This is a genomic window from Sulfitobacter sp. 1A12779 (genome assembly GCF_043557315.1).
GTDB lineage: Bacteria > Pseudomonadota > Alphaproteobacteria > Rhodobacterales > Rhodobacteraceae > Sulfitobacter > Sulfitobacter faviae.
Window position 1 is genome coordinate 445,345 of sequence record NZ_JBIFFU010000002.1, and the last position, 25,848, is coordinate 471,192.

28 protein-coding genes are annotated in these 25,848 nt (G+C 63.0%); all 28 read left to right on the plus strand.

Annotation, left to right across the window (positions count from 1 at the left end):
* The first annotated feature begins 13 nt into the window (after positions 1 to 13).
* The 28 genes from ACGYLQ_RS04770 (at position 14) to ACGYLQ_RS04905 (ending at position 25,834) form a co-directional block, all read left to right on the plus strand.
* A complete protein-coding gene (locus ACGYLQ_RS04770) occupies positions 14 to 415 on the plus strand; it encodes a DUF1622 domain-containing protein (RefSeq protein WP_209217992.1) in 402 nt (133 codons plus the stop codon).
* A complete protein-coding gene (locus ACGYLQ_RS04775; protein ID WP_394440791.1) occupies positions 408 to 1,124 on the plus strand; it encodes a flavodoxin family protein in 717 nt (238 codons plus the stop codon). The genes ACGYLQ_RS04770 and ACGYLQ_RS04775 overlap by 8 nt, the downstream gene beginning before the upstream one ends.
* A gap of 1 nt (position 1,125) precedes the next feature.
* Entirely contained in the window at positions 1,126 to 2,631 is a 1,506-nt protein-coding gene (locus ACGYLQ_RS04780) for an AMP-binding protein (protein ID WP_394440793.1), read from the plus strand.
* Entirely contained in the window at positions 2,628 to 4,232 is a 1,605-nt protein-coding gene (locus ACGYLQ_RS04785) for a carboxyl transferase domain-containing protein (RefSeq protein WP_394440795.1), read from the plus strand. The genes ACGYLQ_RS04780 and ACGYLQ_RS04785 overlap by 4 nt, the downstream gene beginning before the upstream one ends.
* Before the next feature lie 79 nt (positions 4,233 to 4,311).
* Positions 4,312 to 6,252 (plus strand): acetyl/propionyl/methylcrotonyl-CoA carboxylase subunit alpha, encoded by a 1,941-nt coding sequence (locus tag ACGYLQ_RS04790; RefSeq protein WP_394440797.1) that lies wholly within the window; start codon positions 4,312 to 4,314, stop codon positions 6,250 to 6,252.
* Positions 6,249 to 6,917 carry a glutathione S-transferase family protein gene (locus tag ACGYLQ_RS04795; RefSeq protein WP_067263402.1) on the plus strand — a complete coding sequence of 223 codons (669 nt, stop codon included), beginning with the start codon at positions 6,249 to 6,251 and terminating at the stop codon, positions 6,915 to 6,917. The genes ACGYLQ_RS04790 and ACGYLQ_RS04795 overlap by 4 nt, the downstream gene beginning before the upstream one ends.
* Positions 6,918 to 6,948: 31 nt before the next feature.
* The gene (locus tag ACGYLQ_RS04800) at positions 6,949 to 7,803 is read left to right on the plus strand and encodes a hydroxymethylglutaryl-CoA lyase (RefSeq protein WP_394440799.1); all 855 of its coding nucleotides are present in this window, start codon (positions 6,949 to 6,951) and stop codon (positions 7,801 to 7,803) included.
* Between the two features lies 1 nt (position 7,804).
* Positions 7,805 to 8,587, plus strand: a complete 783-nt coding sequence (locus ACGYLQ_RS04805; protein ID WP_394440801.1) for a crotonase/enoyl-CoA hydratase family protein — start codon at positions 7,805 to 7,807, stop codon at positions 8,585 to 8,587.
* A 162-nt stretch (positions 8,588 to 8,749) separates the two neighbouring features.
* Positions 8,750 to 9,115 carry an NADH-quinone oxidoreductase subunit A gene (locus ACGYLQ_RS04810; RefSeq protein WP_067263411.1) on the plus strand — a complete coding sequence of 122 codons (366 nt, stop codon included), beginning with the start codon at positions 8,750 to 8,752 and terminating at the stop codon, positions 9,113 to 9,115.
* Positions 9,106 to 9,720, plus strand: a complete 615-nt coding sequence (locus ACGYLQ_RS04815) for an NADH-quinone oxidoreductase subunit B family protein (protein WP_231886322.1) — start codon at positions 9,106 to 9,108, stop codon at positions 9,718 to 9,720. Before ACGYLQ_RS04810 ends, ACGYLQ_RS04815 begins: the two co-directional genes overlap by 10 nt.
* Positions 9,721 to 9,821: 101 nt before the next feature.
* The gene (locus ACGYLQ_RS04820) at positions 9,822 to 10,451 is read left to right on the plus strand and encodes an NADH-quinone oxidoreductase subunit C (RefSeq protein WP_394440803.1); all 630 of its coding nucleotides are present in this window, start codon (positions 9,822 to 9,824) and stop codon (positions 10,449 to 10,451) included.
* Positions 10,451 to 10,624: a hypothetical protein gene (locus ACGYLQ_RS04825; protein ID WP_271687645.1), complete on the plus strand. Its 174-nt coding sequence runs from the start codon at positions 10,451 to 10,453 to the stop codon at positions 10,622 to 10,624. Before ACGYLQ_RS04820 ends, ACGYLQ_RS04825 begins: the two co-directional genes overlap by 1 nt.
* A complete protein-coding gene (locus tag ACGYLQ_RS04830; RefSeq protein WP_394440805.1) occupies positions 10,624 to 11,868 on the plus strand; it encodes an NADH-quinone oxidoreductase subunit D in 1,245 nt (414 codons plus the stop codon). The genes ACGYLQ_RS04825 and ACGYLQ_RS04830 overlap by 1 nt, the downstream gene beginning before the upstream one ends.
* A gap of 79 nt (positions 11,869 to 11,947) precedes the next feature.
* Complete coding sequence (locus ACGYLQ_RS04835; protein ID WP_394440806.1) at positions 11,948 to 13,099, plus strand: NADH-quinone oxidoreductase subunit E; 1,152 nt, start codon at positions 11,948 to 11,950, stop codon at positions 13,097 to 13,099.
* Between the two features lie 92 nt (positions 13,100 to 13,191).
* The gene (locus ACGYLQ_RS04840) at positions 13,192 to 14,064 is read left to right on the plus strand and encodes a hypothetical protein (RefSeq protein WP_394440808.1); all 873 of its coding nucleotides are present in this window, start codon (positions 13,192 to 13,194) and stop codon (positions 14,062 to 14,064) included.
* 18 nt (positions 14,065 to 14,082) lie between these two features.
* Positions 14,083 to 14,316, plus strand: a complete 234-nt coding sequence (locus tag ACGYLQ_RS04845) for a DUF5337 domain-containing protein (protein WP_067263425.1) — start codon at positions 14,083 to 14,085, stop codon at positions 14,314 to 14,316.
* Between the two features lie 5 nt (positions 14,317 to 14,321).
* Positions 14,322 to 15,617 (plus strand): NADH-quinone oxidoreductase subunit NuoF, encoded by a 1,296-nt coding sequence (nuoF, locus tag ACGYLQ_RS04850; protein ID WP_209218008.1) that lies wholly within the window; start codon positions 14,322 to 14,324, stop codon positions 15,615 to 15,617.
* A 138-nt stretch (positions 15,618 to 15,755) separates the two neighbouring features.
* Positions 15,756 to 16,082: a hypothetical protein gene (locus tag ACGYLQ_RS04855; protein WP_394440809.1), complete on the plus strand. Its 327-nt coding sequence runs from the start codon at positions 15,756 to 15,758 to the stop codon at positions 16,080 to 16,082.
* Positions 16,083 to 16,202: 120 nt separating this feature from the next.
* Positions 16,203 to 16,613, plus strand: coding sequence for a DUF5333 domain-containing protein (locus ACGYLQ_RS04860; protein WP_067630648.1), 411 nt, complete (start codon positions 16,203 to 16,205; stop codon positions 16,611 to 16,613).
* A 4-nt stretch (positions 16,614 to 16,617) separates the two neighbouring features.
* Positions 16,618 to 18,633 carry an NADH-quinone oxidoreductase subunit NuoG gene (gene nuoG, locus ACGYLQ_RS04865; protein WP_394440811.1) on the plus strand — a complete coding sequence of 672 codons (2,016 nt, stop codon included), beginning with the start codon at positions 16,618 to 16,620 and terminating at the stop codon, positions 18,631 to 18,633.
* Positions 18,634 to 18,638: 5 nt separating this feature from the next.
* Entirely contained in the window at positions 18,639 to 19,013 is a 375-nt protein-coding gene (locus ACGYLQ_RS04870) for a hypothetical protein (RefSeq protein WP_067263450.1), read from the plus strand.
* Between the two features lie 6 nt (positions 19,014 to 19,019).
* The gene (gene nuoH / locus ACGYLQ_RS04875) at positions 19,020 to 20,060 is read left to right on the plus strand and encodes an NADH-quinone oxidoreductase subunit NuoH (RefSeq protein ID WP_394440813.1); all 1,041 of its coding nucleotides are present in this window, start codon (positions 19,020 to 19,022) and stop codon (positions 20,058 to 20,060) included.
* A 1-nt stretch (position 20,061) separates the two neighbouring features.
* Positions 20,062 to 20,556 carry an NADH-quinone oxidoreductase subunit NuoI gene (gene nuoI, locus ACGYLQ_RS04880; protein ID WP_067263454.1) on the plus strand — a complete coding sequence of 165 codons (495 nt, stop codon included), beginning with the start codon at positions 20,062 to 20,064 and terminating at the stop codon, positions 20,554 to 20,556.
* Positions 20,553 to 20,969 carry a carboxymuconolactone decarboxylase family protein gene (locus ACGYLQ_RS04885; protein ID WP_394440815.1) on the plus strand — a complete coding sequence of 139 codons (417 nt, stop codon included), beginning with the start codon at positions 20,553 to 20,555 and terminating at the stop codon, positions 20,967 to 20,969. The genes nuoI and ACGYLQ_RS04885 overlap by 4 nt, the downstream gene beginning before the upstream one ends.
* Positions 20,966 to 21,568 (plus strand): NADH-quinone oxidoreductase subunit J, encoded by a 603-nt coding sequence (locus ACGYLQ_RS04890; RefSeq protein WP_067268146.1) that lies wholly within the window; start codon positions 20,966 to 20,968, stop codon positions 21,566 to 21,568. Before ACGYLQ_RS04885 ends, ACGYLQ_RS04890 begins: the two co-directional genes overlap by 4 nt.
* Before the next feature lie 261 nt (positions 21,569 to 21,829).
* Positions 21,830 to 22,135, plus strand: a complete 306-nt coding sequence (gene nuoK / locus ACGYLQ_RS04895) for an NADH-quinone oxidoreductase subunit NuoK (RefSeq protein ID WP_007119508.1) — start codon at positions 21,830 to 21,832, stop codon at positions 22,133 to 22,135.
* A 4-nt stretch (positions 22,136 to 22,139) separates the two neighbouring features.
* Complete coding sequence (gene nuoL, locus ACGYLQ_RS04900) at positions 22,140 to 24,272, plus strand: NADH-quinone oxidoreductase subunit L (protein ID WP_394440817.1); 2,133 nt, start codon at positions 22,140 to 22,142, stop codon at positions 24,270 to 24,272.
* A complete protein-coding gene (locus ACGYLQ_RS04905) occupies positions 24,272 to 25,834 on the plus strand; it encodes an NADH-quinone oxidoreductase subunit M (RefSeq protein WP_394440819.1) in 1,563 nt (520 codons plus the stop codon). Before nuoL ends, ACGYLQ_RS04905 begins: the two co-directional genes overlap by 1 nt.
* Positions 25,835 to 25,848: the final 14 nt, after the last annotated feature.

The window sequence follows — 25,848 nt, forward strand, 5'->3', positions numbered from 1 at the left end:
CGGAGGGATCAGGGTGGAAAACCTGATAGAACTGGAGACAGAAGGCGGTGTCCTGCACCACTTTCTGCCCTGGCTGATCGAGGGGTTCGAGATCCTCGCCGCGGTCATCGACATCGCGGCCATCATTCTGCTGCTGATCGGTGCGGCACGTTTCCTGACCGGGGTGACGATCGCCGAGATCGCCCAGAAGGGGCCAGAGCGCGTCCGCCGCACCAACCGCGAGCGGATCGAACTGGGGCGCTACATCCTTGCCGGGCTGGAGCTTTTCATCGTCTCGGACGTGATCCACACCGCGATCAGCCTGCGGTTTGCGGACCTGCTCTTCCTGCTGATGCTGGTCATCATCCGCTCCATCACCTCCTATTTCCTTGACCGGGAGCTGGAGCAACTGAAGAAGGAACTTGGCCGTGACTGACTATTCCGATCTCAAGGCGCTCTACGTCAATTGCTCGCTCAAGAAGACCCCGGGCGACAGCCACACCCAGCTTCTGATGAACGCCAGCGCCGGCATCATGGAGGCACAGGGCGTGGACGTCGAACACCTCTATCTGCTGGACCACCAAGTGCCGCCGGGCGTCTATCCGGACATGACCGAACACGGCTGGGACCGCGACGACTGGCCCGCGATCTGGGAGAAGGTGCTGGCCGCCGACATTCTGATCATCGGTACGCCTTTGTGGCTGGGCGAGGAGAGTAGTGTCTGCCGCGTGCTGATCGAGCGGCTCTATGCGATGTCGGGCGAGCTCAACGACAAGGGCCAGTCGGTCTTTTACGGCAAGGTCGGCGGCACCGTGGTGACCGGCAACGAGGACGGCATCAAACATGTCGCCATGACCACCGGTTTCGCGATGAACCACCTTGGCTACACGATCCCGCCGCAGGCCGATTGTGGCTGGATTGGCGAGGCCGGGCCGGGGCCGTCTTACGGCGATGAGGTGGACGGCAAGCGCGCGGGTTTCGACAACGAGTTCACGCAGCGCAACACCACGATCATGACATGGAACGCCCTGCATCTGGCACGGATGCTGAAGGACGCGGGCGGCTATCCGCGCGAAGGCAACGACCGCAACGCCTGGGACGCGGGCGCGCGGTTCGATTTCGAAAATCCGGAGTACCGAAGCTGATATGAAGAACGAAGGCGACTGGCCCATCTGGCAGGGCAACATGGCGGCGCAATGCCTCGCCCAGCCCGACGATGCATTGGCGATCATCGACCTCACCGGTCCCGCGCGGCGCGATGTGACCACCGGGGAGCTGCATGCAATGGCCGACGGTCTGGCCCGCGCGCTGAAAAGCCAAGTCGCGCGCGGTGACCGGGTGGGCGTGCTGCTCAGCCAGTCGCCGTGGTGTGCGGCGGCGCATCTGGCGATCTGGAAGATCGGCGCAATCTCGGTGCCGCTGTTCAAACTGTTCAAACGGGACGCGCTGGCCAGCCGCGTGGGTGACGCGGGCTGCGAAATCGTGCTGACCGATGCGGAAGGCGCGGAACTGCTCGGCGATCTTGCAACGGCGTGGATCGCGGCAAAGGCGGGCGTGGACGGCGACGCGGTGGAATTCGCCGAGGTCGGCTCCGAAGATCCCGCCGTGCTGATCTACACCTCCGGCACCACCGGCACGCCGAAAGGCGCGTTGCACGGGCACCGGGTGCTCTCGGGCCATCTGCCGGGCGTGTCGGTGAGCCATGACCATCTGGGGCAGGCGGGCGATTGCCTTTGGACCCCGGCGGATTGGGCGTGGATCGGCGGGCTTTTTGACGTGGCGATGCCCGCGCTGGCGCTCGGCGTGCCGGTGGTGGCGACGCGGATGCCCAAGTTCACCGTCGAGGGCTGCGCCGAGGTGATCGCGAAAGGCGAGGTGCGCAACGTGTTCTTCCCGCCGACCGCCCTGCGGATGCTGAAGGCGGCGGATGTCGCGCTGCCGGGCCTGCGCTCGGTCGCCAGCGGCGGCGAGCCTCTGGGGGCCGAGATGCTGGCATGGGGCCGCGAGGCGTTTGGGCTCGAGATCAACGAGTTCTACGGCCAGACCGAATGCAACATGGTGGCCTCAAGCTGCGGCGTCGATTTCCCCGCGCAGCCCGGCTGTATCGGCAAGCCGGTGCCGGGGTTCGAACTGGCCGTGCTGGACGAAAACGGTCAGCCCACCGATGCCGAGGGCGACGTGGCGGTGCGCAAAGGCGCGCCTTCGATGATGCTGCGCTACTGGAACCGGCCCGAGGAGACGGCGGCCAAGTTCCACGGCGACTGGCTGCTGACCGGCGACCGCGGCATTTGGGAGGGCGACTACCTGCGTTTCGTGGGGCGCGAGGATGACGTTATCACCTCCGCCGGCTACCGCATCGGCCCGGCAGAGATTGAGGATTGCCTGCTCACCCACGCGGCCGTAGCGACCTGCGGCGTGGTCGGCAAACCCGATGCGCTGCGCACCGAGATCGTGAAGGCCTATGTGGTGCTGAAACCGGGTGCGGAGGTCGAAGCAAAGGAACTGCAGGACTGGGTGAAGGACAGGCTCGCCAGCTATTCCTACCCGCGCGAGATCGCCTTCGTGAAAGACCTGCCCATGACCGTCACCGGCAAGGTGATCCGCAAGGAATTGAAGCGTCTGGCGGCGCAAGAGAATGAGGACGTAACATGAAACTGACATCGCAAGCCCTGCCATCCTCGGATGCCTACAAGGCCAACGAGATGGCGCATCTGAAGGCCCTGAGCGAGGTCCGCGAGGCCGCCGAGGCCGCCGCCCTCGGGGGCGGCGAAAAGTCCCGCGCCCGGCACGAAAGCCGTGGCAAGATGCTCCCCCGCGAACGGGTGGCGAACCTTCTGGACCCCGGCAGCCCGTTTCTGGAGATCGGGGCGACGGCGGCGCATGGGCTCTACGACGGTGCAGCACCTTGTGCGGGCGTGATCGCGGGCATCGGACGGGTTCAGGGGCACGAAGTCATGGTGGTCTGCAACGATGCCACCGTGAAAGGCGGCACCTATTACCCGATGACCGTGAAAAAACACCTGCGCGCCCAAGAGATCGCCGAGGCGAACCATTTGCCCTGCATCTATCTGGTGGACTCGGGCGGCGCGAACCTGCCCAACCAAGACGAGGTATTCCCCGACCGCGACCATTTCGGCGCGATCTTCTACAACCAGGCGCGGATGAGCGCCAAGGGCATCGCCCAGATCGCCGTGGTCATGGGCTCCTGCACCGCGGGCGGCGCCTACGTCCCCGCGATGTCGGACGTGACCATCATCGTGAAGGAACAGGGCACGATCTTCCTCGCCGGCCCGCCGCTGGTGAAGGCGGCGACGGGCGAGGTGGTCAGCGCCGAGGACCTCGGCGGCGGCGACGTGCACACGCGGCTCTCGGGCGTGGCCGATTATCTGGCCGAGGACGACGCCCATGCGCTGGCGCTGGCGCGCCGCGCCGTGGGGCAGCTCAACAAGACTAAGCCCCAGACGGTGGACTGGGCCAGCCCCGAGGAACCGGCCTATGACCCCGCCGAGATGCTCGGCGTCGTGCCCGCCGACCTGCGCACGCCCTACGACATCCGCGAGGTGATCATGCGGCTGGTCGACGGCAGCCGCTTCGACGAGTTCAAGGCGCGCTTCGGCGAGACGCTGGTCTGCGGCTTCGCCCATGTCAAAGGCTGCCCCATTGGCATCATCGCCAACAACGGCGTGCTGTTCTCCGAAGCCGCCCAGAAGGGCGCGCATTTCGTGGAACTGTGCAGCCAGCGCAACATTCCGCTGGTCTTCCTGCAGAACATCACCGGCTTCATGGTCGGCCGCAAATACGAGAACGAGGGCATTGCGCGCCACGGCGCCAAGATGGTGACGGCGGTGGCCACAACCAATGTGCCCAAGATCACCATGCTCGTGGGCGGCTCCTTTGGCGCGGGCAACTACGGCATGTCGGGCCGCGCCTATAGACCGCGGTTCCTCTGGACATGGCCCAACAGCCGCATTTCCGTCATGGGCGGCGCGCAGGCGGCGGGGGTTCTGGCCACCGTCAAGCGCGACGCCATGGAACGCGCGGGCGAGACATGGACCGAGGAGGAAGAGACCGCCTTTAAACAGCCCACGATCGACATGTTCGAGGAACAGAGCCACCCGCTCTATGCCTCGGCACGCCTGTGGGACGACGGGATCATTGATCCGCGCAAGAGCCGCGATGTGCTCTACCTGAGCCTCTCGGCCAGCCTGAACGCGCCGATCGAGCCGACGAAATTTGGATTGTTCCGGATGTGATCGGGGCGTGGGACACCGGGGGGACCCCCCCGGAACGCTCGACATATTTGGAGCCAGAAAGAGATGAAAAGGGTAGGGCATGTTTGACACGATCCTGATTGCGAACCGGGGTGAGATTGCTTGCCGGGTGATGGAAACGGCGCAAGCCATGGGGGTGCGCTGCGTGGCAGTGTATTCCGACGCAGATGCGGGCGCGAAACATGTCGCCATGGCGGATGCCGCGGTGCATATCGGCGGCTCAGCGCCGGCGGAGAGTTATCTGAAGGGCGATGTGATCATCCAAGCCGCGCGCGATACCGGGGCGCAGGCGATCCATCCGGGCTACGGGTTTCTCAGCGAGAACCCCGATTTCGTGGAGGCGGTGGAGGCCGCGGGGCTGACCTTCATCGGCCCTTCGGCCAAGGCCATTCGCGCCATGGGTCTCAAGGACGCGGCCAAGGCGCTGATGGTCGAGGCGGGCGTGCCCGTCGTGCCGGGCTATCACGGGGCGGATCAGGACGACGCGTTGCTGGCGGAAGAGGCCGAGAAGATCGGCTACCCGGTGTTGATCAAGGCGGTCGCGGGCGGCGGCGGCAAGGGCATGCGGCTCGTCGAGGAGGCCAAAGGCTTTCAGGCCGCACTGGAGTCTGCGCGCTCCGAGGCCAAGACCGCCTTCGGCAATCCGGACGTGCTGGTCGAGAAATTCGTCACCAAGCCGCGCCATATCGAGGTGCAGGTTTTTGGCGACGGCACCCATGCGGTGCATCTGTTCGAGCGCGACTGCTCGCTCCAGCGCCGCCACCAGAAGGTGATCGAGGAAGCGCCCGCGCCGGGCATGACGGAAGAGATGCGCGAGGCCATGGGCCAAGCGGCGGTGCGCGCGGCCGAGGCCATCGGCTATGCCGGGGCGGGGACGGTGGAATTCATCGTCGACGGTTCGGGCGGGCTGTCGACCGACGGGTTCTTCTTCATGGAGATGAACACGCGGCTTCAGGTGGAGCATCCCGTGACCGAACTGGTGACCGGGGTCGATCTGGTGGAATGGCAGTTGCGCGTCGCCGCGGGCGAAGCCCTGCCGAAGCGACAGGATGAACTGACCATTGACGGCCATGCCTTCGAGGCGCGGCTCTACGCCGAGGACGTGCCGAAGGGTTTCCTGCCCGCCACCGGCACGCTCACGCATTTGTCCTTCACGCCCCAGACCCGCGCCGACAGCGGCGTGCGTGCGGGCGACACGATCAGCCCCTTTTACGACCCGATGATCGCCAAGGTCATCGTGCACGGGCCCACGCGCGACGTGGCGCTCTCGCGCCTGCGCGCGGCGCTGAAGGGGTGTGAAGTCGGCGGCACGGTCACCAACCTCGCCTTCCTCGGGGCGCTGGCGGAGCACGAGGGGTTTGCCAAGGGCGACGTGGATACGGGCCTGATCGCCCGCGACATCGAGGCCCTGACCGCGCAGCCGGAGGTGCCGGGACGGCATTTCGCGCTGGCCGGGATGGCGGCGCTTGGTCTGGACCGGCCGCAGGCGGAGGCCGGGTTCAACCTCTGGTGGCCGCTGCGGCATCAGGTGATGCTGGGCCGCGAGGGCGAGGAGCATCTGCTGAAGGTGCGTGTGCTCTCGGAGGACGTGCAACTTTGGACCGTGGGCGATCACGAGGTCCGGGCCGAGCGCATCGCGGGCCGCTGGAAGATCGACGGCCATATAGCGCCACCGGTCTCGGTCGCGGGCGACGTGGTCACGGTCTTTGATGCCTATGGCATTGCCTTTGACGTGATCGACCCGCTGGCCCGCGCCGCCGCCGCCCATGGCGATGGCAACATCGTCGAGGCGCCGATGCCGGGGTTGGTGCGTGCCATCGACGCCGAGGTCGGCCAGAGCGTCGCCAAGGGCGACCGTCTGGCGGTGCTGGAGGCGATGAAGATGGAACATTCGCTGCTCGCCGCACGCGACGGCGTGGTGGCCGAGGTGTTGGCAGAGGCCGGCGATCAGGTCGAGGCCGGTGCGGCGCTGGTGCGTCTGGAAGCCGAGGAGGGCGCATGATCACGCTGCACCACTGCCCGCAGACCCGCTCGATGCGCACGCTCTGGCTGCTGCATGAGCTGGACGACGTGGAGTTTCAGGTCAAAATGCATGCCTTCGACCGCAGCCTGCGCGACCCGGAATACCTCGTGCTCTCGCCCGCAGGCCGGGTGCCTGCGCTGGAGATCGACGGCGAGCGCATGTTCGAGACCGGGGCGATCACCCAGTACCTCTGCGAGCGCTACAGCCCCGACCGGATGGGCCGCTCGGTGGGTAGCCCGGACCGCATGGCATGGCTGGTCTGGGTGCATTTCGCCGAGACCATCAGCCAGCACACGGCGGCACTGACCCAGCAGCACATCGCCCTGCGCGAGGATCACATGCGCAGCCCCATCGTGATGAAGCTCGAGGCCGCGCGGATCGGCAAATGCTACGACGCGCTGGAGGCGCGGCTCTCGACGCCGCTGGAGAACCGCGACTACCTGCTGACCTCCGGCTTTTCCGCCGCCGACATCTCGGTCGGGCAGGCGGTCTACATGGCGCGGCATTTCGTGAAATTGGATGACCACCCCTCGGTCGCGGCGTGGTATGAACGGATCACGGAGCGCGAGAGCTTCGCACAGGCGCTGCCCGAGGGGGCGAAGCTCTACGAGAAGGATTTCTACGCGCCATGGCCGATTGAATGACCATGGCCCATTCAGGGAAGGAGTGCGGCCAATGAGCCTTGGACCATGTGAGATTTTCGAGGTCGGCCCGCGCGACGGTCTGCAGAACGAGAAACGCGAGATCCCCGTGGCCGAGAAGGTCGCGCTGGTGGACAAGCTGAGCCAAGCAGGCTTTGCCCGCATCGAATGCGCCAGTTTCGTTAGCCCCAAGTGGGTGCCGCAGATGGCCGGTTCGGGCGAGGTGCTGGGGCAGATCTCCCGTGCAGAGGGCGTGCGCTACGCGGCGCTGACGCCCAACATGCGCGGCTATGAGGATGCGGTGGCGGCCCGCGCCGACGAGGTGGCGATCTTCGCCTCCGCCTCCGAAGGGTTCAGCCAGAAGAACATCAACGCCAGCATCGAGGAGGCCTTCGAGCGTTTCGCCCCGATCCTCGAAGAGGCACGGCATGTGGATATCCCGGTGCGCGGCTATGTCTCCTGCGTGGTGGAATGCCCCTATGACGGCAAGGTCGATCCCGGCGAAGTGGCCCGCGTGGCCGACAAGCTCTTCGCCATGGGCTGCTACGAGATCTCATTGGGCGACACGATCGGCGCGGGCACGCCCGACAGCATCGCGCGGATGCTGCTTTCGGTGCGCGACGTGGTCCCGGCGGGGCGGCTCGCGGGGCATTACCATGACACCCACGGGCGGGCGATGGCCAATATCGATGCCTCACTGTCGATGGGTCTGCGGGTCTTCGACGCGGCGGTCGGTGGCTTGGGCGGCTGTCCCTATGCGCCGGGGGCGGCGGGCAATGTCGCCACCGAGGCGGTGAACGAACATCTGATGGCGCTTGGCTACGACACCGGCGTCGATCAGGCGGTGGTGCTGGAGGCCGCCGAAATGGCACGGGCAATGCGAGGCTGACATGGACGAAACTTTGACGATCGAAACCGACGCGCGCGGGGTGGCGACGCTCACCCTCAACCGGCCGGAGAAACACAACGCCATGTCGGCGCAGATGCTGGCCGATTTGACTACGGCGGCGGGCAAGCTGGCCGAGGATGACGCCGTGCGTGTCGTGGTGCTGACCGGCGCGGGCAAATCCTTCTGCGCGGGCGGCGATCTGGGCTGGATGCGCGACCAGCGCGATATGGATGCCGAGACACGCTCGGCGGAGGCGGGCAAGCTCGCCACCATGCTGGGCGCGCTCAACGCGCTGCCGAAGCCGGTGATCGGCAAGCTACAGGGCAACGCTTTTGGCGGTGGCGTCGGCATGGCCTCGGTCTGTGACGTGGCCGTGGGCGTCGATACGCTGAAGATGGGCTTCACCGAGACCCGTCTGGGCATCATCCCGGCCACCATCGGGCCTTATGTGCTGGCACGGATGGGCGAGGGGCGCGCGCGGCGGGTCTTCATGTCGGCGCGTCTGTTCGATGCGGCGGAGGCTGTCGATCTGGGGCTGTTGGCCCGCGCCGTTCCGGCGGATGAACTTGACGCGGCCGTCGAGGCCGAGGTCGTGCCTTACCTCTCCTGCGCGCCGGGGGCGGTGGCGGCGGCCAAGAAGCTGGCGCAGGACTTGGGTGGAATCGCCACGCCCGAGGCGGTGGAAATGTCCATCAACGCTCTCGCGGCGCGTTGGGAAACCGATGAGGCCGCCGAGGGAATCGGTGCCTTCTTTGATAAGCGCAAAGCCGCTTGGGTGGTCTAGCACAAGGCTTTGGCGAAATGGCTCTATTGCGGGCCCGTGGGCGGCATTAACCGGGCTTGGCCCGTTGACCCTACCCACGGGCAGAGTTAAACCCGTTCCAAGTTTGTCTGCGCGGGCTTTTGGCCTTTGCCTCATGCCGCGCACCGCGAAAGGAGCATCCCCTTGGACGACATGCTGCGGGAATACCTGCCCATCCTCGTTTTTCTGGCCGTGGCGATTGGCCTTGGCCTTGTGCTGATCCTCGCCGCTGTGGTCGTGGCCGTGCGCAATCCCGACCCGGAGAAGGTCTCGGCCTATGAATGCGGGTTCAACGCATTCGACGATGCGCGGATGAAGTTTGACGTGCGTTTCTATCTGGTTTCGATCCTCTTCATCATCTTCGACCTCGAAATCGCCTTCCTCTTCCCATGGGCCGTGGCCTTCAAAGAGGTGAGCATGGTGGGCTTTTGGTCAATGATGGTGTTCTTGGGCGTGCTGACGGCGGGCTTCGCCTATGAATGGAAGAAGGGAGCGCTGGAATGGCAGTAAAAGATGACGCACTCGTCACCCCGGTGATGGGCGATGGCCACCAAAGCCCACGGGTGAAATCCGGTGCCTCCGCCCCTGCGGCCTACGGTCAATATGGCGCGGGGCCGGACCCTGAGTTCGCCACCCAGAGCCTGAATGCCGAGTTGCAGGACAAGGGGTTCCTGCTGACTTCGACCGAAGACATCATCAACTGGGCGCGCACGGGCAGCTTGCACTGGATGACCTTCGGTCTGGCCTGCTGCGCGGTAGAAATGATGCACAGCTCCATGCCGCGCTATGACCTTGAGCGTTTCGGCACAGCACCACGCGCCTCTCCGCGTCAGTCGGACCTGATGATCGTCGCGGGCACGCTGACCAACAAGATGGCCCCGGCGCTGCGCAAGGTTTATGACCAGATGCCAGAGCCGCGCTATGTGATCTCGATGGGGTCCTGCGCCAATGGCGGCGGTTACTATCACTACAGCTATTCGGTCGTGCGCGGCTGTGACCGCATCGTGCCGGTCGATGTCTATGTGCCCGGCTGTCCGCCGACCGCGGAAGCACTGCTTTATGGTATCCTCCAGTTGCAGCGTAAAATTCGCCGCACCGGGACGATCGTGCGCTAAGGCAACCGCCTGCGCCGCAAGCGGGGCAGGCAGAAGGACAAAGCGCCAAAGGCGCGGGACAGTGAGATGGCGTTGATCGGCGCGTGGAAGGAAGATTTGCGATGAGCGAACAACTGCAGGAACTTGGGGCCTATATCGAAGCCAAACGCCCCGATTGCGTGCTCGGATGGGATGTCAGCAAGGGTGAGTTGAACATGGATGTGGCACTGGCCAATGTCGCCGGGCTTGTCGAGTTCCTCAAAGGTGACCCGACCTGCCGTTTCTCGACGCTGGTGGACATCACGGCGGTGGATTATCCGGGCCGGGCCAAGCGCTTTGACGTGGTTTACCACTTCCTGTCGATGTACCAGAACCAGCGCATCCGCCTGCGCGCCGCCGCGCGGGAGAAGGACATGGTGCCCTCGATCACCGGCGTGCACCCCAGTGCCGATTGGTTCGAGCGTGAAGTCTTTGACATGTTCGGCATCCTCTTTTCCGGCCACCCGGACCTGCGCCGCATCCTCACGGACTATGGTTTCCGCGGGCACCCGCTGCGCAAGGATTTCCCGACCACGGGCTATACCGAGGTGCGCTATGACGAAGGCGCCAAACGCGTGGTCTATGAGCCCGTGAGCCTCGTTCAGGAATACCGCCAGTTCGACTTCATGTCGCCATGGGAAGGGGCCGATTACATCCTGCCCGGCGACGATAAGTCGGCACCCGACGGTCATGTGAGCAAGGACGCGAAGTAATGGGCGGGTTCGGCTGGCTGATCCTCTCGGCGCTGACCGCCATTCCGATGGTCAAACTGCTGCCGTTCTTCGGCATCAACAAATACTGGGCGGTGGCCTGTCTGATCCCGCTGGGCACAATCGCCCTGCTGTGGTGGATGGGCATGAAGCTGCAAGAACTGGAGAAACGGTAATGGACGGCGACATTCGCACAAAAGCCTTTGACGACGGGTCGACCGACTTTGAGTCCGGCGAGCAGAAGATTCGCAACTTCAACATCAACTTCGGCCCGCAACACCCTGCCGCACACGGGGTTTTGCGCCTGGTGCTTGAGCTTGATGGTGAGGTGGTAGAGCGTTGCGACCCCCATATCGGCCTGCTGCACCGTGGCACCGAAAAGCTGATGGAAAGCCGCACCTACCTGCAAAACCTGCCATATTTCGACCGGCTGGATTATGTGGCCCCGATGAACCAAGAGCACGCTTGGTGTCTGGCCATCGAAAAGCTGACCGACACGGTGGTGCCGCGCCGTGCCTCGCTGATCCGGGTGCTGTTCTCGGAAATCGGGCGCATTCTGAACCACCTTCTGAACATCACCACGCAGGCGCTGGACGTGGGCGCGCTGACGCCGCCGCTCTGGGGCTTTGAAGAGCGTGAGAGCCTGATGATCTTTTACGAACGCGCCTGTGGCGCGCGGCTGCACGCGGCGTACTTCCGCCCCGGCGGCGTCCACCAAGACCTGCCGCCCGCGCTGCTGGACGATATCGAAGCTTGGTGTGAACAGTTCCTCAAAAAGTTCATGGTCGACATTGATGAGCTGCTGACCGAGAACCGCATCTTTAAACAGCGCAACGTCGACATTGGCATCGTGACCGAGGAGGACATCCTCAACTACGGCTTCAGCGGTGTGATGGTGCGCGGGTCGGGCTTTGCTTGGGACCTGCGCCGCGCGCAGCCCTATGAATGCTACGAGGAATTCGACTTCCAGATCCCCGTGGGCAAGAACGGCGACTGCTTTGACCGCTACCTCTGCCGGATGGAAGAGATGCGCCAGTCGACCTACATCATCCAGCAGGCGATCGAGAAGCTGCGCGCCTCTGAGGGGCAGGGCGATGTACTGGCCCGGGGCAAGATCACCCCGCCGTCGCGCACCGCGATGAAGACTGACATGGAAAGCCTGATCCACCACTTCAAGCTTTACACCGAAGGGTTCCACGTCCCCAAGGGCGAGGTTTACTGCGCCGTCGAAGCGCCCAAGGGCGAGTTTGGCGTCTACCTCGTGGCCGATGGCTCCAACAAACCCTATCGCTCCAAAATCCGCGCGCCGGGCTTCTTGCACTTGCAGGCGATGGACCATGTGGCCAGCGGCCACCAGCTTGCCGATGTGGCCGCGATCATCGGCACCATGGACGTCGTCTTTGGAGAGATCGACCGGTGATGCCGCTGGCGTCACCCCGTTTTGAAGAAATTTACGCCGGGGGCATCATTGGCCTCCGCCTGACCATAGGTTCGAACTAATGCTCCGCCGTCTACACCCTGACCAGCCCGACAGTTTTGCCTTCACGCCCGCCAACCAAGAATGGGCCGAAGCGCAGATCACCAAATACCCCGAAGGCCGTCAGGCCAGCGCGATCATCCCGCTTTTGTGGCGCGCGCAGGAGCAAGAGGGCTGGTTGACCCGCCCGGCGATCGAGCATGTCTCGGAAATGCTGGGCATGGCCTATATCCGCGGGCTGGAGGTGGCGACATTCTACTTCATGTTCCAGCTGCAACCCGTTGGTTCCGTGGCACATATCCAAGTTTGCGGCACCACCTCCTGCATGATTTGCGGGGCCGAGGATCTGGTCGCCGTCTGCAAAGAGCGTATCGCCGCCAAGCCGCATGAGTTGTCGGCGGACGGACGTTTTTCTTGGGAAGAGGTCGAATGCCTCGGCGCCTGTTCCAACGCCCCCATGGCGCAGATCGGCAAGGACTATTACGAAGACCTGACCACCGCGCGGCTGAACGAGATCCTTGATGAGTTGAGCGAGGGGCGCGTGCCCGTGCCCGGGCCGCAGAACGGGCGCTATGCCTCTGAGCCTCTGGGCGGGTTGACAAGCCTTACGGATCACGAAAGCGGGCGCACGCAGTATAACGCCAGCGCGCAAGCGGCGGTCGATATCGGCGATACGGTCAAGCGCATCGACGGCACCGAGGTGCCGCTGCTCACCCCATGGCAGCGCAAGCCTGACGCGCCGCAGCCTGAAACCGTGGAAGAGGTCGAAGCCGAAGAGCCGCGTCCCGCCGAGGGCGAAAGCGCCGACAAGACCGGCATCACCGAGCAGGAGGCCGAGGCCGCCTCGAAAAGCAAACCGCGTTCCAAGCGCGACCCCGCGGGTGAAACCGTCGATGCCGCCGAGGCCGAGACCGAGGCCCCCGCGACGCCCGGCCAAAAGCCTGCGCAGTTGGACGGCCCGCGCGAGGGCGAGGCGGATGATCTGAAAAAGATCAAAGGCGTCGGTCCGAAGCTGGAGCAGATGCTCAACGGCATGGGGTTCTACCACTTTGATCAGATCGCCCAATGGGGCCCTGAGGAGGTGGCTTGGGTCGACCAGAACCTCGAAGGGTTCAAAGGCCGCGTCAGCCGCGACAATTGGGTAGAGCAGGCCGCGCGCCTCGCAGAAGAATAAGACGGAGATTAACAACGGGCCAAGGACGGCACCCACACCACCCCGCAGAGCCATAAGCCGCATCGCCCGCATCAAGGGAGAGAAGGACAGTCATGACGGATATTTCGGAACGAGAAGCCTGCACCAAGCGCTGCTGGTGGCTGGGTGCCGGTGTCGGTTTGCTGGTGGCATTCCTGTTGCTGGCTTTCGGCATCTGGGGTCTGTTGATGTCTATTTTGGCCGGTGTGCTGGTGGCGGTGATTGTGGGCTATCTGGCGATGACCCTGCTGTGCAAAGACGTGCCAGCCGCCGCACCGCAAGACAACACTCGCAGCGGGGCGGCAGCATCGGTTGCAGCGGCGCCGACGGCATCGGACAGCGTCTCGCCAGCGGTAGGCACCGTCCCTGCCGGTGACGCGGGCATCGGGGCTGCGCGAAAGGCCAGCGCGCCGGTTGAGCCTGTGGCAGAGACACCGCCGAATGGGCCCGTGGCCGATACGGCTGCCGTTGAAGCTGCGCCGGATGAGGTCGCCGAGGTCGAGGTGGGGGGAGAGGAAGAGCCAGCCGAAACCTCCGAGGAAACAGTGCCGACGCCGCCCGTGGCCGACACAGCCGCCGTTGAAACTGCCCCGGAACAGGTTGTCGAAGCCGAAGAGGCGCCAGCGGTGGTGATCACCCCGGAAGAGACCGTCGAAACCGCGCCCAAGGGGGCGACAGGCGGCGCATCAACCGATGGCAAACCCGCGCTGCTGGAAGGACCGCGTGCGGGTGGGGCGGATGACCTCAAGCGCATTGGCGGCATCGGGCCGAAGCTGGAGCAGACGCTGAATGAATTGGGCATCTTCCATTTCGATCAGGTCGCGGCACTTGAGGGAGAAGAGATCGACTGGGTCGATTCTCGTCTGCGTTTCAAGGGCCGTATCCGGCGCGACGATTGGATCGGTCAGGCCAAGGCACTTGCCAGTGACGGCAAGGCCGAGGGCTGATCGGGGTAAGAGAGAGACATGAGCGAAGCCGAAGACAGAGCGCTTGCCCGCAAGGGCCGCACCGCAGGGCTGGTCATTGCCGTGACCATGTGCTTGTGGCTGGCCATGCAATGGGCCGGCCCGGCGCTTGGCCTGCCGGGGCGTTATGCGCTGCTCTTCGACTTTGCTGCACTGGCCGCGCTTTTCTGGGCGATGGTCGTGATATATCAAATGTGGCAGGCCCGCCGGGCCAGCCGTGAGAACCAAAGGTAGGCATCATGCTTCAGGACAAAGACCGCATTTTTACCAACATCTACGGCATGCATGACCGCACCCTGAAAGGCGCGCAGGCGCGCGGCCATTGGGATGGCACCGCCGGGATCATTCAAAAGGGCCGCGATTGGATCGTCGACCAGATGAAAGCCTCTGGCCTGCGGGGCCGGGGTGGGGCGGGCTTCCCCACGGGGCTCAAGTGGTCCTTCATGCCCAAGGAAAGCGATGGCCGCCCGGCATACCTTGTGGTCAACGCCGACGAATCCGAGCCGGGCACCTGCAAAGACCGTGAGATCATGCGCCACGATCCGCATACGTTGATCGAAGGCTGCCTGATCGCCTCCTTCGCGATGAACGCGCATACCTGCTACATCTACCTGCGCGGCGAGTACATCCGTGAGCGCGAAGCCCTTCAGGCCGCGATTGATGAGGCCTATGAGGCCGGTCTGGTGGGCAAGAACGCCAGCAAATCGGGCTGGGATTTCGATATCTACCTGCACCACGGGGCAGGGGCTTACATTTGCGGCGAAGAAACCGCGCTGCTGGAAAGCCTCGAAGGCAAGAAGGGCATGCCCCGGATGAAACCGCCGTTCCCGGCGGGCGCGGGCCTTTACGGTTGCCCGACCACGGTGAACAACGTCGAATCCATCGCCGTGGTGCCGACCATTCTGCGCCGTGGCCCGGAGTGGTTCGCGGGCTTTGGCCGCGCCAACAACGCGGGCACCAAGCTGTTCGCGATCTCGGGGCACGTGAACAACCCCTGCGTCGTCGAAGAGGCGATGTCGATCTCCTTTGAAGAGCTGATCGAGACCCATTGCGGCGGCATCCGCGGCGGCTGGGACAACCTCAAGGCGGTGATCCCCGGCGGGTCGTCGGTGCCGTTGATCCCCGGCAAGGACATGCGCGACGCGATCATGGATTTCGACTACCTGCGCGAGCAGCGTTCGGGCCTCGGCACCGCGGCGGTGATCGTGATGGACAACTCGACGGACGTGATCAAGGCGATCTGGCGGCTGTCGAAGTTCTACAAACACGAAAGCTGCGGCCAGTGCACGCCCTGCCGCGAAGGCACCGGTTGGATGATGCGGGTGATGGACCGTCTGGTCTCGGGCGATGCCGAGCCGGAAGAGATCGACATGCTGCTCGACGTGACCAAACAGGTCGAGGGCCACACGATCTGCGCGCTTGGCGATGCGGCGGCTTGGCCGATCCAAGGTCTGATCCGCCACTTCCGTGATGAGATTGAAGATCGGATCAAACACAAGCGCACGGGCCGCGTCAGCGCGGTCGCGGCAGAGTGAAACCCTGCGCGGCGGCGGGCCTCACCGGCTTGACGCGTGACGCAGGAGCGGCGATAGCGGGCGCGCGTCAGGCGCGTCCGTCCACAACAGGCGCGGGGCGATCGGCAAGGCCGGGCCATGGCGCAGCGGAGTAGGTCTATGAAATATGCTTTGACGGTTCTGACGCTCAGCGCCCTGCTGGCGGGCTGCGCCAATGATGGTGAGCGGATTGCCTTTGACGGGCAGTATTTCAGCACCAAACTACGCAAGGTCGACGGCCAGCGGGATGTCTTTCAGGTGACAGTCAAGGACGCCGGGAAATCCATCGACGGCGCCCGCGCGGCGGCGCGCTATGAGGCGGTGAAATACTGTGTCGGCAACTACGGCAACTCGAAAATCGACTGGACCTTTGGCCCCGATGCCCCGGCAAGCGCGCTGCGGTTCGATGGCGGGGCGCTGACCTTTCAGGGGCGCTGCCCCCAGTGATCGCATCGGCGGCATATCGCGGGCCTGTGGGTCTTGGGGGCGGTGATATTGAATATCACGGCCTGCAATCTCCATCTGTCAGACGGGCCGTTCCGGTCTGCTGCATGAAGGAGTATTGATATGCGCACCCTGATGATCGCCGTGATGGGCCTGAGCCTGACCGCCGCCACCGTGACACCGGCCGCCGCAAAACCGCCGCTGCGCGAGGTGGCCGCCATCGACGATGCGCTCTTGGACATGGGCGTCGCCGACATCATCCGCAAGAACTGCCCCGACATCAGCGCGCGGATGCTGCGCGCGGTCAAGATGGCTTGGGACTTGAAAGGCAAGGCAGGCGATCTGGGCTACTCCGACGCCGAGATCGACGCCTATATTGATAGTGACGCTGAAAAAGCGCGCATGAGAGCGCGGGGCGCCGCGTTTTTCAAGGCGAAGGGGGTCGATACTTCGGACCCGCAAAGCTATTGTGCGCTTGGACGCGAAGAGATTCAAAAATCGAGCCGGATCGGTTCGTTACTGAAGGCAAAGTGAGCTTATGAGCGATATCCGCAAGATCATCATCGACGGTAAGGAAGTCGAAGTCGAAGGGGCGATGACGCTCATTCAGGCCTGCGAGCAGGTCGGCATCGAAGTGCCGCGCTTCTGTTACCATGAGCGTCTGTCGATCGCGGGCAACTGCCGCATGTGTCTTGTGGAAGTCGTCGGCGGGCCGCCCAAGCCCGCCGCCTCCTGCGCCATGCAGGTGCGCGACCTGCGCCCCGGTCCCGAGGGCCAGCCGCCGGTCGTGAAAACCAACTCGCCCATGGTCAAGAAGGCCCGCGAGGGCGTGATGGAATTCCTGCTTATCAACCACCCGCTGGATTGCCCGATCTGCGACCAGGGCGGTGAGTGCGACCTGCAGGATCAGGCGATGGCCTATGGCGTCGACTTCTCGCGTTACCGCGAGCCCAAGCGCGCGACCGAAGATCTCGATCTCGGCCCGCTGGTCGAAACCCATATGACGCGCTGCATCTCCTGCACCCGCTGCGTGCGCTTCACGACCGAGGTCGCAGGCCAGCACGTCATGGGCCAGACCGGCCGCGGCGAGGATGCGGAGATCACGACCTATCTCGGCGCGCTGATCGACAGCAACCTTTCGGGCAATATCATCGACCTCTGCCCGGTGGGTGCGCTGGTGTCCAAACCCTATGCCTTCACCGCGCGTCCGTGGGAACTCAGCAAGACCGAGAGCATCGACGTGATGGATGCGCTCGGCTCCAACATTCGCGTCGACACCAAGGGCCGCGAAGTCATGCGCTTTTTGCCGCGCAACCACGACGGCGTGAACGAAGAGTGGATTTCCGACAAGACCCGTTTCGTCTGGGACGGTCTGCGCCGCCAGCGTCTCGACACACCTTACATCCGCGAGAACGGCAAGCTGCGCAAAGCCAGCTGGCCCGAGGCGCTGAATGCCGCCGCCGTCGCGATGAAGGGCAAGAAGCTGGGCGGTTTGATCGGCGATCTGGCCCCGGTCGAGGCCGCCTTTGCCCTGAAACAGCTGATCGAAGGGCAGGGCGGTGTCGTCGAATGCCGCACCGATGGCGCGAAACTGCCCGCGGGCAACCGTTTCGGCTATGTTGGCAACGCGCGGATCGAGGATCTGGACAATGCCAAGATGATCCAGCTCATCGGCACCAACCCCGCCGTCGAGGCGCCGGTGCTGAATGCGCGTATTCGCAAGGCGTGGAGCAATGGTGCCGAGATCGGCCTGATCGGCGAAGCGGCTGACCTGACCTATCCGCATCACCATCTGGGCAACGACCGCGCCACGCTCGACAAGCTGATGGACAGCGACTTCGACGAAGTGCTGGAACAGCCTTCGGTGATCGTCGTGGGCCAGGGCGCGCTGCGCGAAGCCGATGGTTCGGCGGTTCTGGCGAAAGCGATGGAACTGGCCGAGAAGACCAAGAGCAAGCTGATGGTTCTGCACACCGCCGCCTCGCGCGTGGGCGCGATGGACATCGGTGCCGTGGCCGAAAACGGTATGGACGACGTGAACGCGGCGGAGGTGATCTACAACCTCGGCGCCGACGAGATCGAGATCGGCGAAGGCCCCTTCGTGATCTACCAAGGCAGCCATGGCGACCGCGGCGCACACCGTGCCGACATCATCCTGCCGGGGGCGGCCTATACCGAGGAGCCGGGGCTTTTCGTCAACACCGAAGGCCGTCCGCAACTGGCGCTGCGCGCAGGCTTTGCACCGGGGCAGGCGAAAGAGAACTGGGCGATTCTTCGGGCACTTTCGGCTGAGATGGGCGCGCAACTGGGCTATGATTCCATCGCTGAGCTACGCCGTAAGCTGGTCGAGGCCGTGCCGCATCTGGCGAATGTCGATGAGGTGCCGGAAAACGAATGGAACGCGCTGCCTGCAGGCAAGCTGGGCGATGCGTCTTTCGCGCCTGCGGTGCGTGACTTCTATCTCTCCAACCCGATCGCGCGGGCCAGCCAGTTGATGGCGGAACTGTCGGCACTGGCCGCCGCGCGCCGGGCCGAGCCGATGGCGGCGGAGTGAGAACAATGGCGCTGGCCCCCTTGATGCTACTGGCCGCCTGCGAACCGCAGGTGCCGGTGGCCGAGGATTTTATCCCCGATTACAAGGGGGTCGAAACCCAGCTTTTGGACGGTGATTTGGTGCAATTCAACGTGGCGATGACCAAGGCGCTTTCGGCGCAGGACGTGTCGGACTACGCCGAATGTGCCGCCGCGCAATACACGCTGATCCGGGGCTACGGTTTTGCGCGTCATGTGCGGACAAATGTGAGCGAAGAGGGTGGCATATGGCGGGCAGATGCTGTTTACACAATCTCGCCGAGCCTGCCCAAAGGCTTGAAGACAATTGATGCCGAAGTGACCGCGTTTCAATGCGCGGAACGCGGCATTCCGACGGTGTGAGGACTTATGGCTGATTTCTTTTACAACACCTATCTGGGCATCGGCCTGCTGACGGTTGGGCAGGTGTTGCTGCTGGTGGTGCCGTTGCTGCTGGCGCTGGCCTTCCTCATGTATGCCGACCGCAAGATCTGGGCCGCCGTGATGATGCGCCGCGGCCCCAACGTTGTGGGCGTCTTCGGCCTGCTGCAGAGTTTTGCCGACTTCCTCAAGTATATCGTTAAGGAAGTGGTGGTTCCGGCGGGCGCAGACAAGGGGGTCTTCTTCCTCGCGCCGATGATTTCCTTTGTCATGGCGATGATCGCTTGGGCGGTGATCCCGTTTAACGACGGCTGGATCCTGTCGGACATCAACGTGGCCATTCTCTATGTCTTCGCCGTCTCCTCTTTGGAGGTTTATGGCGTGATCATGGGCGGTTGGGCGTCGAACTCGAAATATCCGTTCTTGGGCTCTTTGCGTTCTGCCGCGCAGATGATCTCTTACGAAGTGTCGATCGGTCTGATCATCATCGGCGTGATCCTCTCGACCGGATCGATGAACTTCTCGTCCATCGTGGCGGCGCAGGACGGCGATTGGGGACTGTTCAACTGGTACTTCCTGCCGCATTTCCCGATGCTGATCCTGTTCTTCATCTCGGCGCTGGCGGAGACCAACCGCCCGCCCTTCGACCTGCCGGAAGCGGAATCGGAACTGGTAGCGGGCTATCAGGTGGAATATTCCTCGACGCCCTTCCTGCTCTTCATGATTGGCGAGCTGGTGGCCGTGGTGCTGATGTGCGCGCTGGTGTCGCTGATGTTCTTCGGTGGCTGGCTGTCGCCGGTGCCGTTCCTGCCCGATGGCTTCTTCTGGATGTTCATCAAGATGCTGATGGTCTTCTTCATGTTCGCCATGGTGAAGGCAATCACGCCGCGCTACCGCTATGACCAGCTGATGCGGCTGGGGTGGAAAGTCTTCCTTCCCTTCTCGCTCTTCTGGGTGGTCTTCGTGGCATTCGCTGCAAAATTCGATTGGTTCTGGGGCATCTACGCCCGCTGGACCGTAGGGGGCTGATATGGCTGCGACTGATTACACCCGCGCCGCGAAATATTTCCTGCTGGCAGATTACGCCAAGGCGTTCATGCTGGGGATGCGCTATTTCTTTGCGCCGAAAACCACGCTGAACTACCCGCATGAGAAGGGGCCGCTGTCGCCCCGCTTCCGTGGGGAGCATGCGCTGCGCCGTTATCCCAATGGGGAGGAACGCTGCATTGCCTGTAAGCTTTGCGAAGCGATCTGCCCCGCTCAGGCGATCACCATCGACGCCGAAGCGCGCGAAGACGGCAGCCGCCGCACCACGCGCTATGACATCGACATGACCAAATGCATCTACTGCGGTTTCTGCCAGGAAGCCTGCCCGGTGGATGCCATTGTCGAAGGCCCGAACTTCGAATTCTCGACCGAGACCCGCGAAGAGCTTTACTACGACAAGGCCAAGCTCTTGGACAACGGCGAACGCTGGGAAGCCGAGATTGCCCGCAACCTCGAAATGGACGCGCCCTACAGATGAGAGACCCCAAGAACCCTTTTGATGCGATGATGAAGCAAGCGCAGGAGATGGCGAAAGCCTTTCCAGCCATGGATGCTTTTTCGCCCAAAGGGTTCGAGGCGATGATGGGCACCATGCCGAAGGAAATGATGGATTTCTGGTTCGGCGACACGGTCAACAAGGGTGGGCTGGACGCGCGGACGCGGCTGCTTCTGACCCTTGCCGGGCTGACCATGCAGGGCGCGCAGAATGACATGGCCCTTCGCCAAACCGTGCGCCACGCGCGCGAGGCGGGGGCCACGAAACAACATATCGTCGAGACGATCAGCCAGATGTCGGTCTTTGCCGGGCTTCCCGCGATGACCCGGGCCTTGGAACTGGCGCAATCGGTCCTTGACGACGAACAAGACACCAAGAAGGAAGACGGCGCATGACGGTCTTTTCATTTTACCTCTTCGCGATCAGCGTCATCACCGGCGGGCTGTTTACGGTGATCAGCCGCAACCCGGTGCATTCGGTGCTCTGGCTGATCCTGTCCTTCCTTTCGGCGGCGGGGCTCTTTGTTCTGCTCGGCGCGGAGTTCGTGGCGATGCTGCTGGTCATCGTCTATGTCGGCGCGGTGGCGGTGCTCTTCCTCTTCGTCGTCATGATGCTTGACGTGGACTTTGCCGAACTCAAGGCCGAGATGGCGCGCTACATGCCTTTGGCCTTGCTGATCGGGTTGGTGATCTTGATGCAATTCGTCATGGCCTTTGGCGCATGGGAGCAGAGCGCGGCGGCGGAGAGCCTGCGGGCCAATGCAATTGATCCCGCGCGGTTCAACACCGAAGCCCTCGGCCTGCTGCTCTATGACCGTTACTTCCTGCTGTTCCAACTGGCAGGTCTGATCCTGCTGGTGGCGATGATCGGGGCGATTGTGCTGACATTGCGTCACCGCAAGGATGTAAAGCGCCAAGACGTGGTGGCCCAGATGATGCGCGACCCGGCCAAGGCGATGGAACTGCGCGACGTGAAGTCAGGGCAGGGCCTGTAACAGACGGAATTTTCTGAAAATTCCGGGGCCGTTCTCTTTGAAAGAGAACGGCTGAACCAAGAGAGAGAAGGGACGTCGAAATGTCGAGAACAACAATCGTGGTACTGGTCGTGGTGTTGATCGTCGTATTTTTCGGCGGCTACAGCTTTATCGGCTAAACCCAAGGCAATCCCGGTGGCAGCCGGGGCAAAGTGATACTAAAAGCCCCCTCAGATGGGGCGCGACCAAAGCCCATCAAGGGGCGGGAACGTAAGGGACGACATGATCGGACTTGAGCATTACCTGACAGTGGCGGCGACGCTGTTTGTCATCGGCATCTTCGGGCTATTCCTGAACCGCAAGAACGTGATCATTCTGCTGATGAGCATCGAATTGATGCTGCTCGCGGTGAACATCAACCTCGTCGCCTTTTCCAGCTTCCTTGGTGATCTGACGGGGCAGGTCTTCACGCTTTTCGTGCTCACCGTCGCCGCCGCCGAGGCTGCCATCGGCCTCGCCATTTTGGTCTGTTTCTTCCGCAACCGTGGCTCGATCGCGGTGGAAGATGTCAACGTGATGAAGGGCTGAGGCAATGGAAACCACGATCCTATTCGCCCCGCTGGTGGGCGCCATCCTCTGCGGTTTCGGCTGGAAGATCATCGGTGAGAAGGCCGCCCAGTGGGTCGCCACCGGGCTGCTGTTCCTTGCCGCCTTCCTGTCTTGGGTGGTCTTCCTGACGCTGGACGGCCCAGCCGAGCAAATTCAGATCCTGCGCTTTATCGAAAGCGGCACGCTGAGCACAGATTGGGCGATCCGGCTCGACCGTTTGACCGCGATCATGCTGATCGTCATCACCACGGTGTCGAGCCTCGTGCACCTCTATTCCTTCGGCTACATGGCTCACGACGAGAACTTCCGCGATAACGAAAGCTATCGCCCTCGGTTCTTCGCCTATCTGTCTTTCTTCACCTTCGCGATGTTGATGCTGGTGACCGCCGACAACCTCGTGCAGATGTTCTTTGGCTGGGAAGGCGTGGGCGTGGCCTCCTACCTGCTGATCGGCTTCTACTTCCGCAAGCCGTCGGCCAATGCCGCAGCGATGAAAGCCTTTGTCGTTAACCGGGTGGGGGACTTTGCCTTCCTGCTGGGTATCTTTGGCCTTTACATGCTGACGGACTCGATCCGCTTTGACGATATCTTTGCCGCGGCACCCGATCTGGCCGAACAGTCCGTTACCTTCCTGTGGAACGACTGGAACGCGGCGAACCTGATCGCCTTCCTGCTGTTCCTCGGCGCGATGGGTAAATCGGCGCAGCTTTTCCTGCACACATGGCTGCCCGATGCGATGGAAGGCCCGACGCCTGTGTCGGCGCTGATCCACGCCGCGACCATGGTGACCGCGGGTGTTTTCCTTGTCTGCCGCATGTCGCCGGTGATGGAATTCGCACCCGAAGCGATGGGTTTCGTTACCGTGATCGGCGCCACCACTGCCTTTGTCGCCGCGACCATCGGCCTTGTGCAGACCGATATCAAACGCGTCATCGCCTATTCGACCATGTCGCAGCTTGGCTATATGTTCGTGGCCGCGGGCGTGGGCATGTATTCGGCGGCGATGTTCCACCTCTTCACGCACGCCTTCTTCAAGGCGATGCTCTTCTTGGGCGCCGGCTCGGTCATCCATGCGATGCACCACGAGCAGGACATGACCAACTACGGCGGTTTGCGCAAAAAGATCCCCTATACCTTCTGGGCGATGATGATCGGCACGCTGGCCATCACCGGCGTCGGCATTCCGCTCACGCATATTGGTTTCTCGGGCTTCCTGTCGAAGGACGCGATTATCGAGAGCGCTTGGGGCGGCGGGTCGATGTACGGCTTCTGGCTTCTTGTAATCGCCGCGGCGATGACGAGCTTCTACAGCTGGCGCCTGATCTTCCTGACCTTCTTTGGCAAGCCGCGCGGCAACAAACACACGCATGAGCATGCGCATGAAAGCCCGATGGTCATGCTGATCCCGCTTGGCGTTCTGGCGCTTGGCTCGGTCTTCGCCGGGATGATCTGGTACGGCAGCTTCTTTGGTCATGCGGATCAGGTCGGCAAGTTCTACGGCATCCCGATGGCCGAGATGGCAGGCCACGGCGACGATCATGTCGAAGGGGCCGAGGATGACCACGGCGCAACTGGTCCGGTCGATGACGACCATGGCGCGGATGCGCTGGTCGAAGGCCACCAAGACGCTGGCACCCATCACGAAGCCTTCGGCGGTGCGCCGGGCGAGGGGGCGCTTTACTTCGCACCTGACAACCATGTGCTGGAAGATGCCCATGCCGCGCCGAAATGGGTCAAGGTCTCGCCCTTCATCGCGATGCTGGCCGGTCTGGTCATGGCCCTGTGGTTCTATATCTGGAGCCCGACCGTCCCGGGACGGCTGGCGGCAAACCAACGCCCGCTTTACCTGTTCCTGAAAAACAAATGGTACTTTGATGAGGTTTACGACGTGATTTTCGTGCGTCCTGCCAAAACGATCGGCCGGTTCCTGTGGAAACGCGGCGATGGCACTGTCATCGACGGCACGCTCAATGGCGTCGCCATGGGGATCATCCCCTTCTTCACCCGCCTCGCGGGTAAGGCCCAGACGGGCTATATCTTCACCTATGCCTTCGCCATGGTGATCGGCATCGCCGTTCTGGTGACATGGATGACGATGAGCGGAGGAGCGAACTGATGGACACGCATCTGCTTTCAATCATCACATTCATTCCGGCATTCGCAGCGCTGATCCTTGCGGTCTTCCTGCGGGGCGATGATGCTGCCGCCGGGCGCAATGCGAAATGGTTGGCCTTCATCACCACGACGGTCACCTTCCTGATCTCGCTTTTCGTGTTGTTCGAGTTCGACCCGTCGAACACCGATTTCCAATTCGTGGATGAGGCCGACTGGCTCTTGGGCCTGAAATACCGCCTCGGCGTCGACGGCATCTCGATCCTTTTCGTGATGCTCACGACCTTCATGATGCCGCTGGTCATCGCGGCAAGCTGGAACGTCGAGCATCGCGTCAAGGAGTATATGATCGCCTTCCTGCTGTTGGAGACCCTGATGCTGGGCGTCTTCATGGCGCTTGATCTGGTGCTCTTCTACCTCTTCTTCGAAGCGGGCCTGATCCCGATGTTCCTGATCATCGGCATCTGGGGCGGGAAAGAGCGTATCTACGCGAGCTTCAAGTTCTTCCTCTATACCTTCCTCGGCTCGGTGCTGATGCTGGTCGCGATGGTGGCGATGTTCACCGAAGCGGGCACAACCTGCATCGGTGGCTGTGAAATCAGCCTGCTCACGCATAACTTCGGCTCAGACAGCTTTGAGGTTCTGGGCATCCAGATCGTGGGCGGCATGCAGACGCTGATGTTCCTCGCCTTCTTCGCCAGCTTCGCGGTGAAAATGCCGATGTGGCCGGTCCACACCTGGCTGCCCGACGCCCACGTTCAGGCGCCGACGGCAGGCTCCGTGGTGCTGGCGGCGATCCTGCTCAAGATGGGCGGTTACGGCTTCCTGCGCTTCTCTTTGCCGATGTTCCCAGTGGGGGCCGAGGTGATGACGCCGCTGATCCTGTGGATGTCGGCCATCGCCATCGTCTACACCTCGCTGGTGGCGCTGGTGCAGCAGGACATGAAAAAGCTGATCGCCTATTCCTCGGTGGCCCACATGGGTTTCGTGACCATGGGCATCTTTGCGGCCAACCAGCAGGGTGTCGATGGGGCGATCTTCCAGATGATCAGCCACGGCTTCATCTCCGGCGCACTCTTTCTCAGCGTCGGCGTGATCTATGACCGGATGCACACTCGTGAGATCGACGCCTATGGCGGTCTGGTGAACCGGATGCCCGCCTATGCGCTGGTCTTCATGTTCTTCACCATGGCCAATGTGGGCCTGCCGGGCACATCGGGCTTCGTGGGGGAATTCCTGACGCTGATGGCGACCTTCCAAGTGAACACTTGGGTGGCGGCTGTGGCGACCACGGGGGTGATCTTCTCCGCCGCCTATGCGCTGTGGCTCTACCGCCGCGTGGTGATGGGTGACCTGATCAAGGAGAGCCTCAAGGCGATCACCGACATGACCGCGCGTGAGAAATGGATCATTGCCCCGCTGGTGGCGATGACCCTGATCCTCGGCGTCTACCCGGCGCTGGTGCTGGACATGATCGGGCCCTCCGTGGCGGCCCTGATTGAAAATTACGACATGGCGCTGGAGGCGGCTGATACCGCCGTGCAGACCGCCGATGCCTCGCATTAAGAAGGACTTGGCGC

Excerpts from the sequence above, each read along its gene's own strand:
- ACGYLQ_RS04780 (WP_394440793.1), top strand. The coding sequence starts at position 1,126 with ATGAAGAACGAAGGCGACTGGCCCATCTGGCAGGGCAACATGGCGGCG.
- ACGYLQ_RS04785 (WP_394440795.1), top strand. The coding sequence starts at position 2,628 with ATGAAACTGACATCGCAAGCCCTGCCATCCTCGGATGCCTACAAGGCC.
- ACGYLQ_RS04790 (WP_394440797.1), top strand. The coding sequence starts at position 4,312 with ATGTTTGACACGATCCTGATTGCGAACCGGGGTGAGATTGCTTGCCGG.
- ACGYLQ_RS04795 (WP_067263402.1), top strand. The coding sequence starts at position 6,249 with ATGATCACGCTGCACCACTGCCCGCAGACCCGCTCGATGCGCACGCTC.
- ACGYLQ_RS04800 (WP_394440799.1), top strand. The coding sequence starts at position 6,949 with ATGAGCCTTGGACCATGTGAGATTTTCGAGGTCGGCCCGCGCGACGGT.
- ACGYLQ_RS04805 (WP_394440801.1), top strand. The coding sequence starts at position 7,805 with ATGGACGAAACTTTGACGATCGAAACCGACGCGCGCGGGGTGGCGACG.
- ACGYLQ_RS04815 (WP_231886322.1), top strand. The coding sequence starts at position 9,106 with ATGGCAGTAAAAGATGACGCACTCGTCACCCCGGTGATGGGCGATGGC.
- ACGYLQ_RS04820 (WP_394440803.1), top strand. The coding sequence starts at position 9,822 with ATGAGCGAACAACTGCAGGAACTTGGGGCCTATATCGAAGCCAAACGC.
- ACGYLQ_RS04825 (WP_271687645.1), top strand. The coding sequence starts at position 10,451 with ATGGGCGGGTTCGGCTGGCTGATCCTCTCGGCGCTGACCGCCATTCCG.
- ACGYLQ_RS04830 (WP_394440805.1), top strand. The coding sequence starts at position 10,624 with ATGGACGGCGACATTCGCACAAAAGCCTTTGACGACGGGTCGACCGAC.
- ACGYLQ_RS04835 (WP_394440806.1), top strand. The coding sequence starts at position 11,948 with ATGCTCCGCCGTCTACACCCTGACCAGCCCGACAGTTTTGCCTTCACG.
- ACGYLQ_RS04840 (WP_394440808.1), top strand. The coding sequence starts at position 13,192 with ATGACGGATATTTCGGAACGAGAAGCCTGCACCAAGCGCTGCTGGTGG.
- ACGYLQ_RS04845 (WP_067263425.1), top strand. The coding sequence starts at position 14,083 with ATGAGCGAAGCCGAAGACAGAGCGCTTGCCCGCAAGGGCCGCACCGCA.
- nuoF (WP_209218008.1), top strand. The coding sequence starts at position 14,322 with ATGCTTCAGGACAAAGACCGCATTTTTACCAACATCTACGGCATGCAT.
- ACGYLQ_RS04855 (WP_394440809.1), top strand. The coding sequence starts at position 15,756 with ATGAAATATGCTTTGACGGTTCTGACGCTCAGCGCCCTGCTGGCGGGC.
- ACGYLQ_RS04860 (WP_067630648.1), top strand. The coding sequence starts at position 16,203 with ATGCGCACCCTGATGATCGCCGTGATGGGCCTGAGCCTGACCGCCGCC.
- nuoG (WP_394440811.1), top strand. The coding sequence starts at position 16,618 with ATGAGCGATATCCGCAAGATCATCATCGACGGTAAGGAAGTCGAAGTC.
- ACGYLQ_RS04870 (WP_067263450.1), top strand. The coding sequence starts at position 18,639 with ATGGCGCTGGCCCCCTTGATGCTACTGGCCGCCTGCGAACCGCAGGTG.
- nuoH (WP_394440813.1), top strand. The coding sequence starts at position 19,020 with ATGGCTGATTTCTTTTACAACACCTATCTGGGCATCGGCCTGCTGACG.
- nuoI (WP_067263454.1), top strand. The coding sequence starts at position 20,062 with ATGGCTGCGACTGATTACACCCGCGCCGCGAAATATTTCCTGCTGGCA.
- ACGYLQ_RS04885 (WP_394440815.1), top strand. The coding sequence starts at position 20,553 with ATGAGAGACCCCAAGAACCCTTTTGATGCGATGATGAAGCAAGCGCAG.
- ACGYLQ_RS04890 (WP_067268146.1), top strand. The coding sequence starts at position 20,966 with ATGACGGTCTTTTCATTTTACCTCTTCGCGATCAGCGTCATCACCGGC.
- nuoK (WP_007119508.1), top strand. The coding sequence starts at position 21,830 with ATGATCGGACTTGAGCATTACCTGACAGTGGCGGCGACGCTGTTTGTC.
- nuoL (WP_394440817.1), top strand. The coding sequence starts at position 22,140 with ATGGAAACCACGATCCTATTCGCCCCGCTGGTGGGCGCCATCCTCTGC.
- ACGYLQ_RS04905 (WP_394440819.1), top strand. The coding sequence starts at position 24,272 with ATGGACACGCATCTGCTTTCAATCATCACATTCATTCCGGCATTCGCA.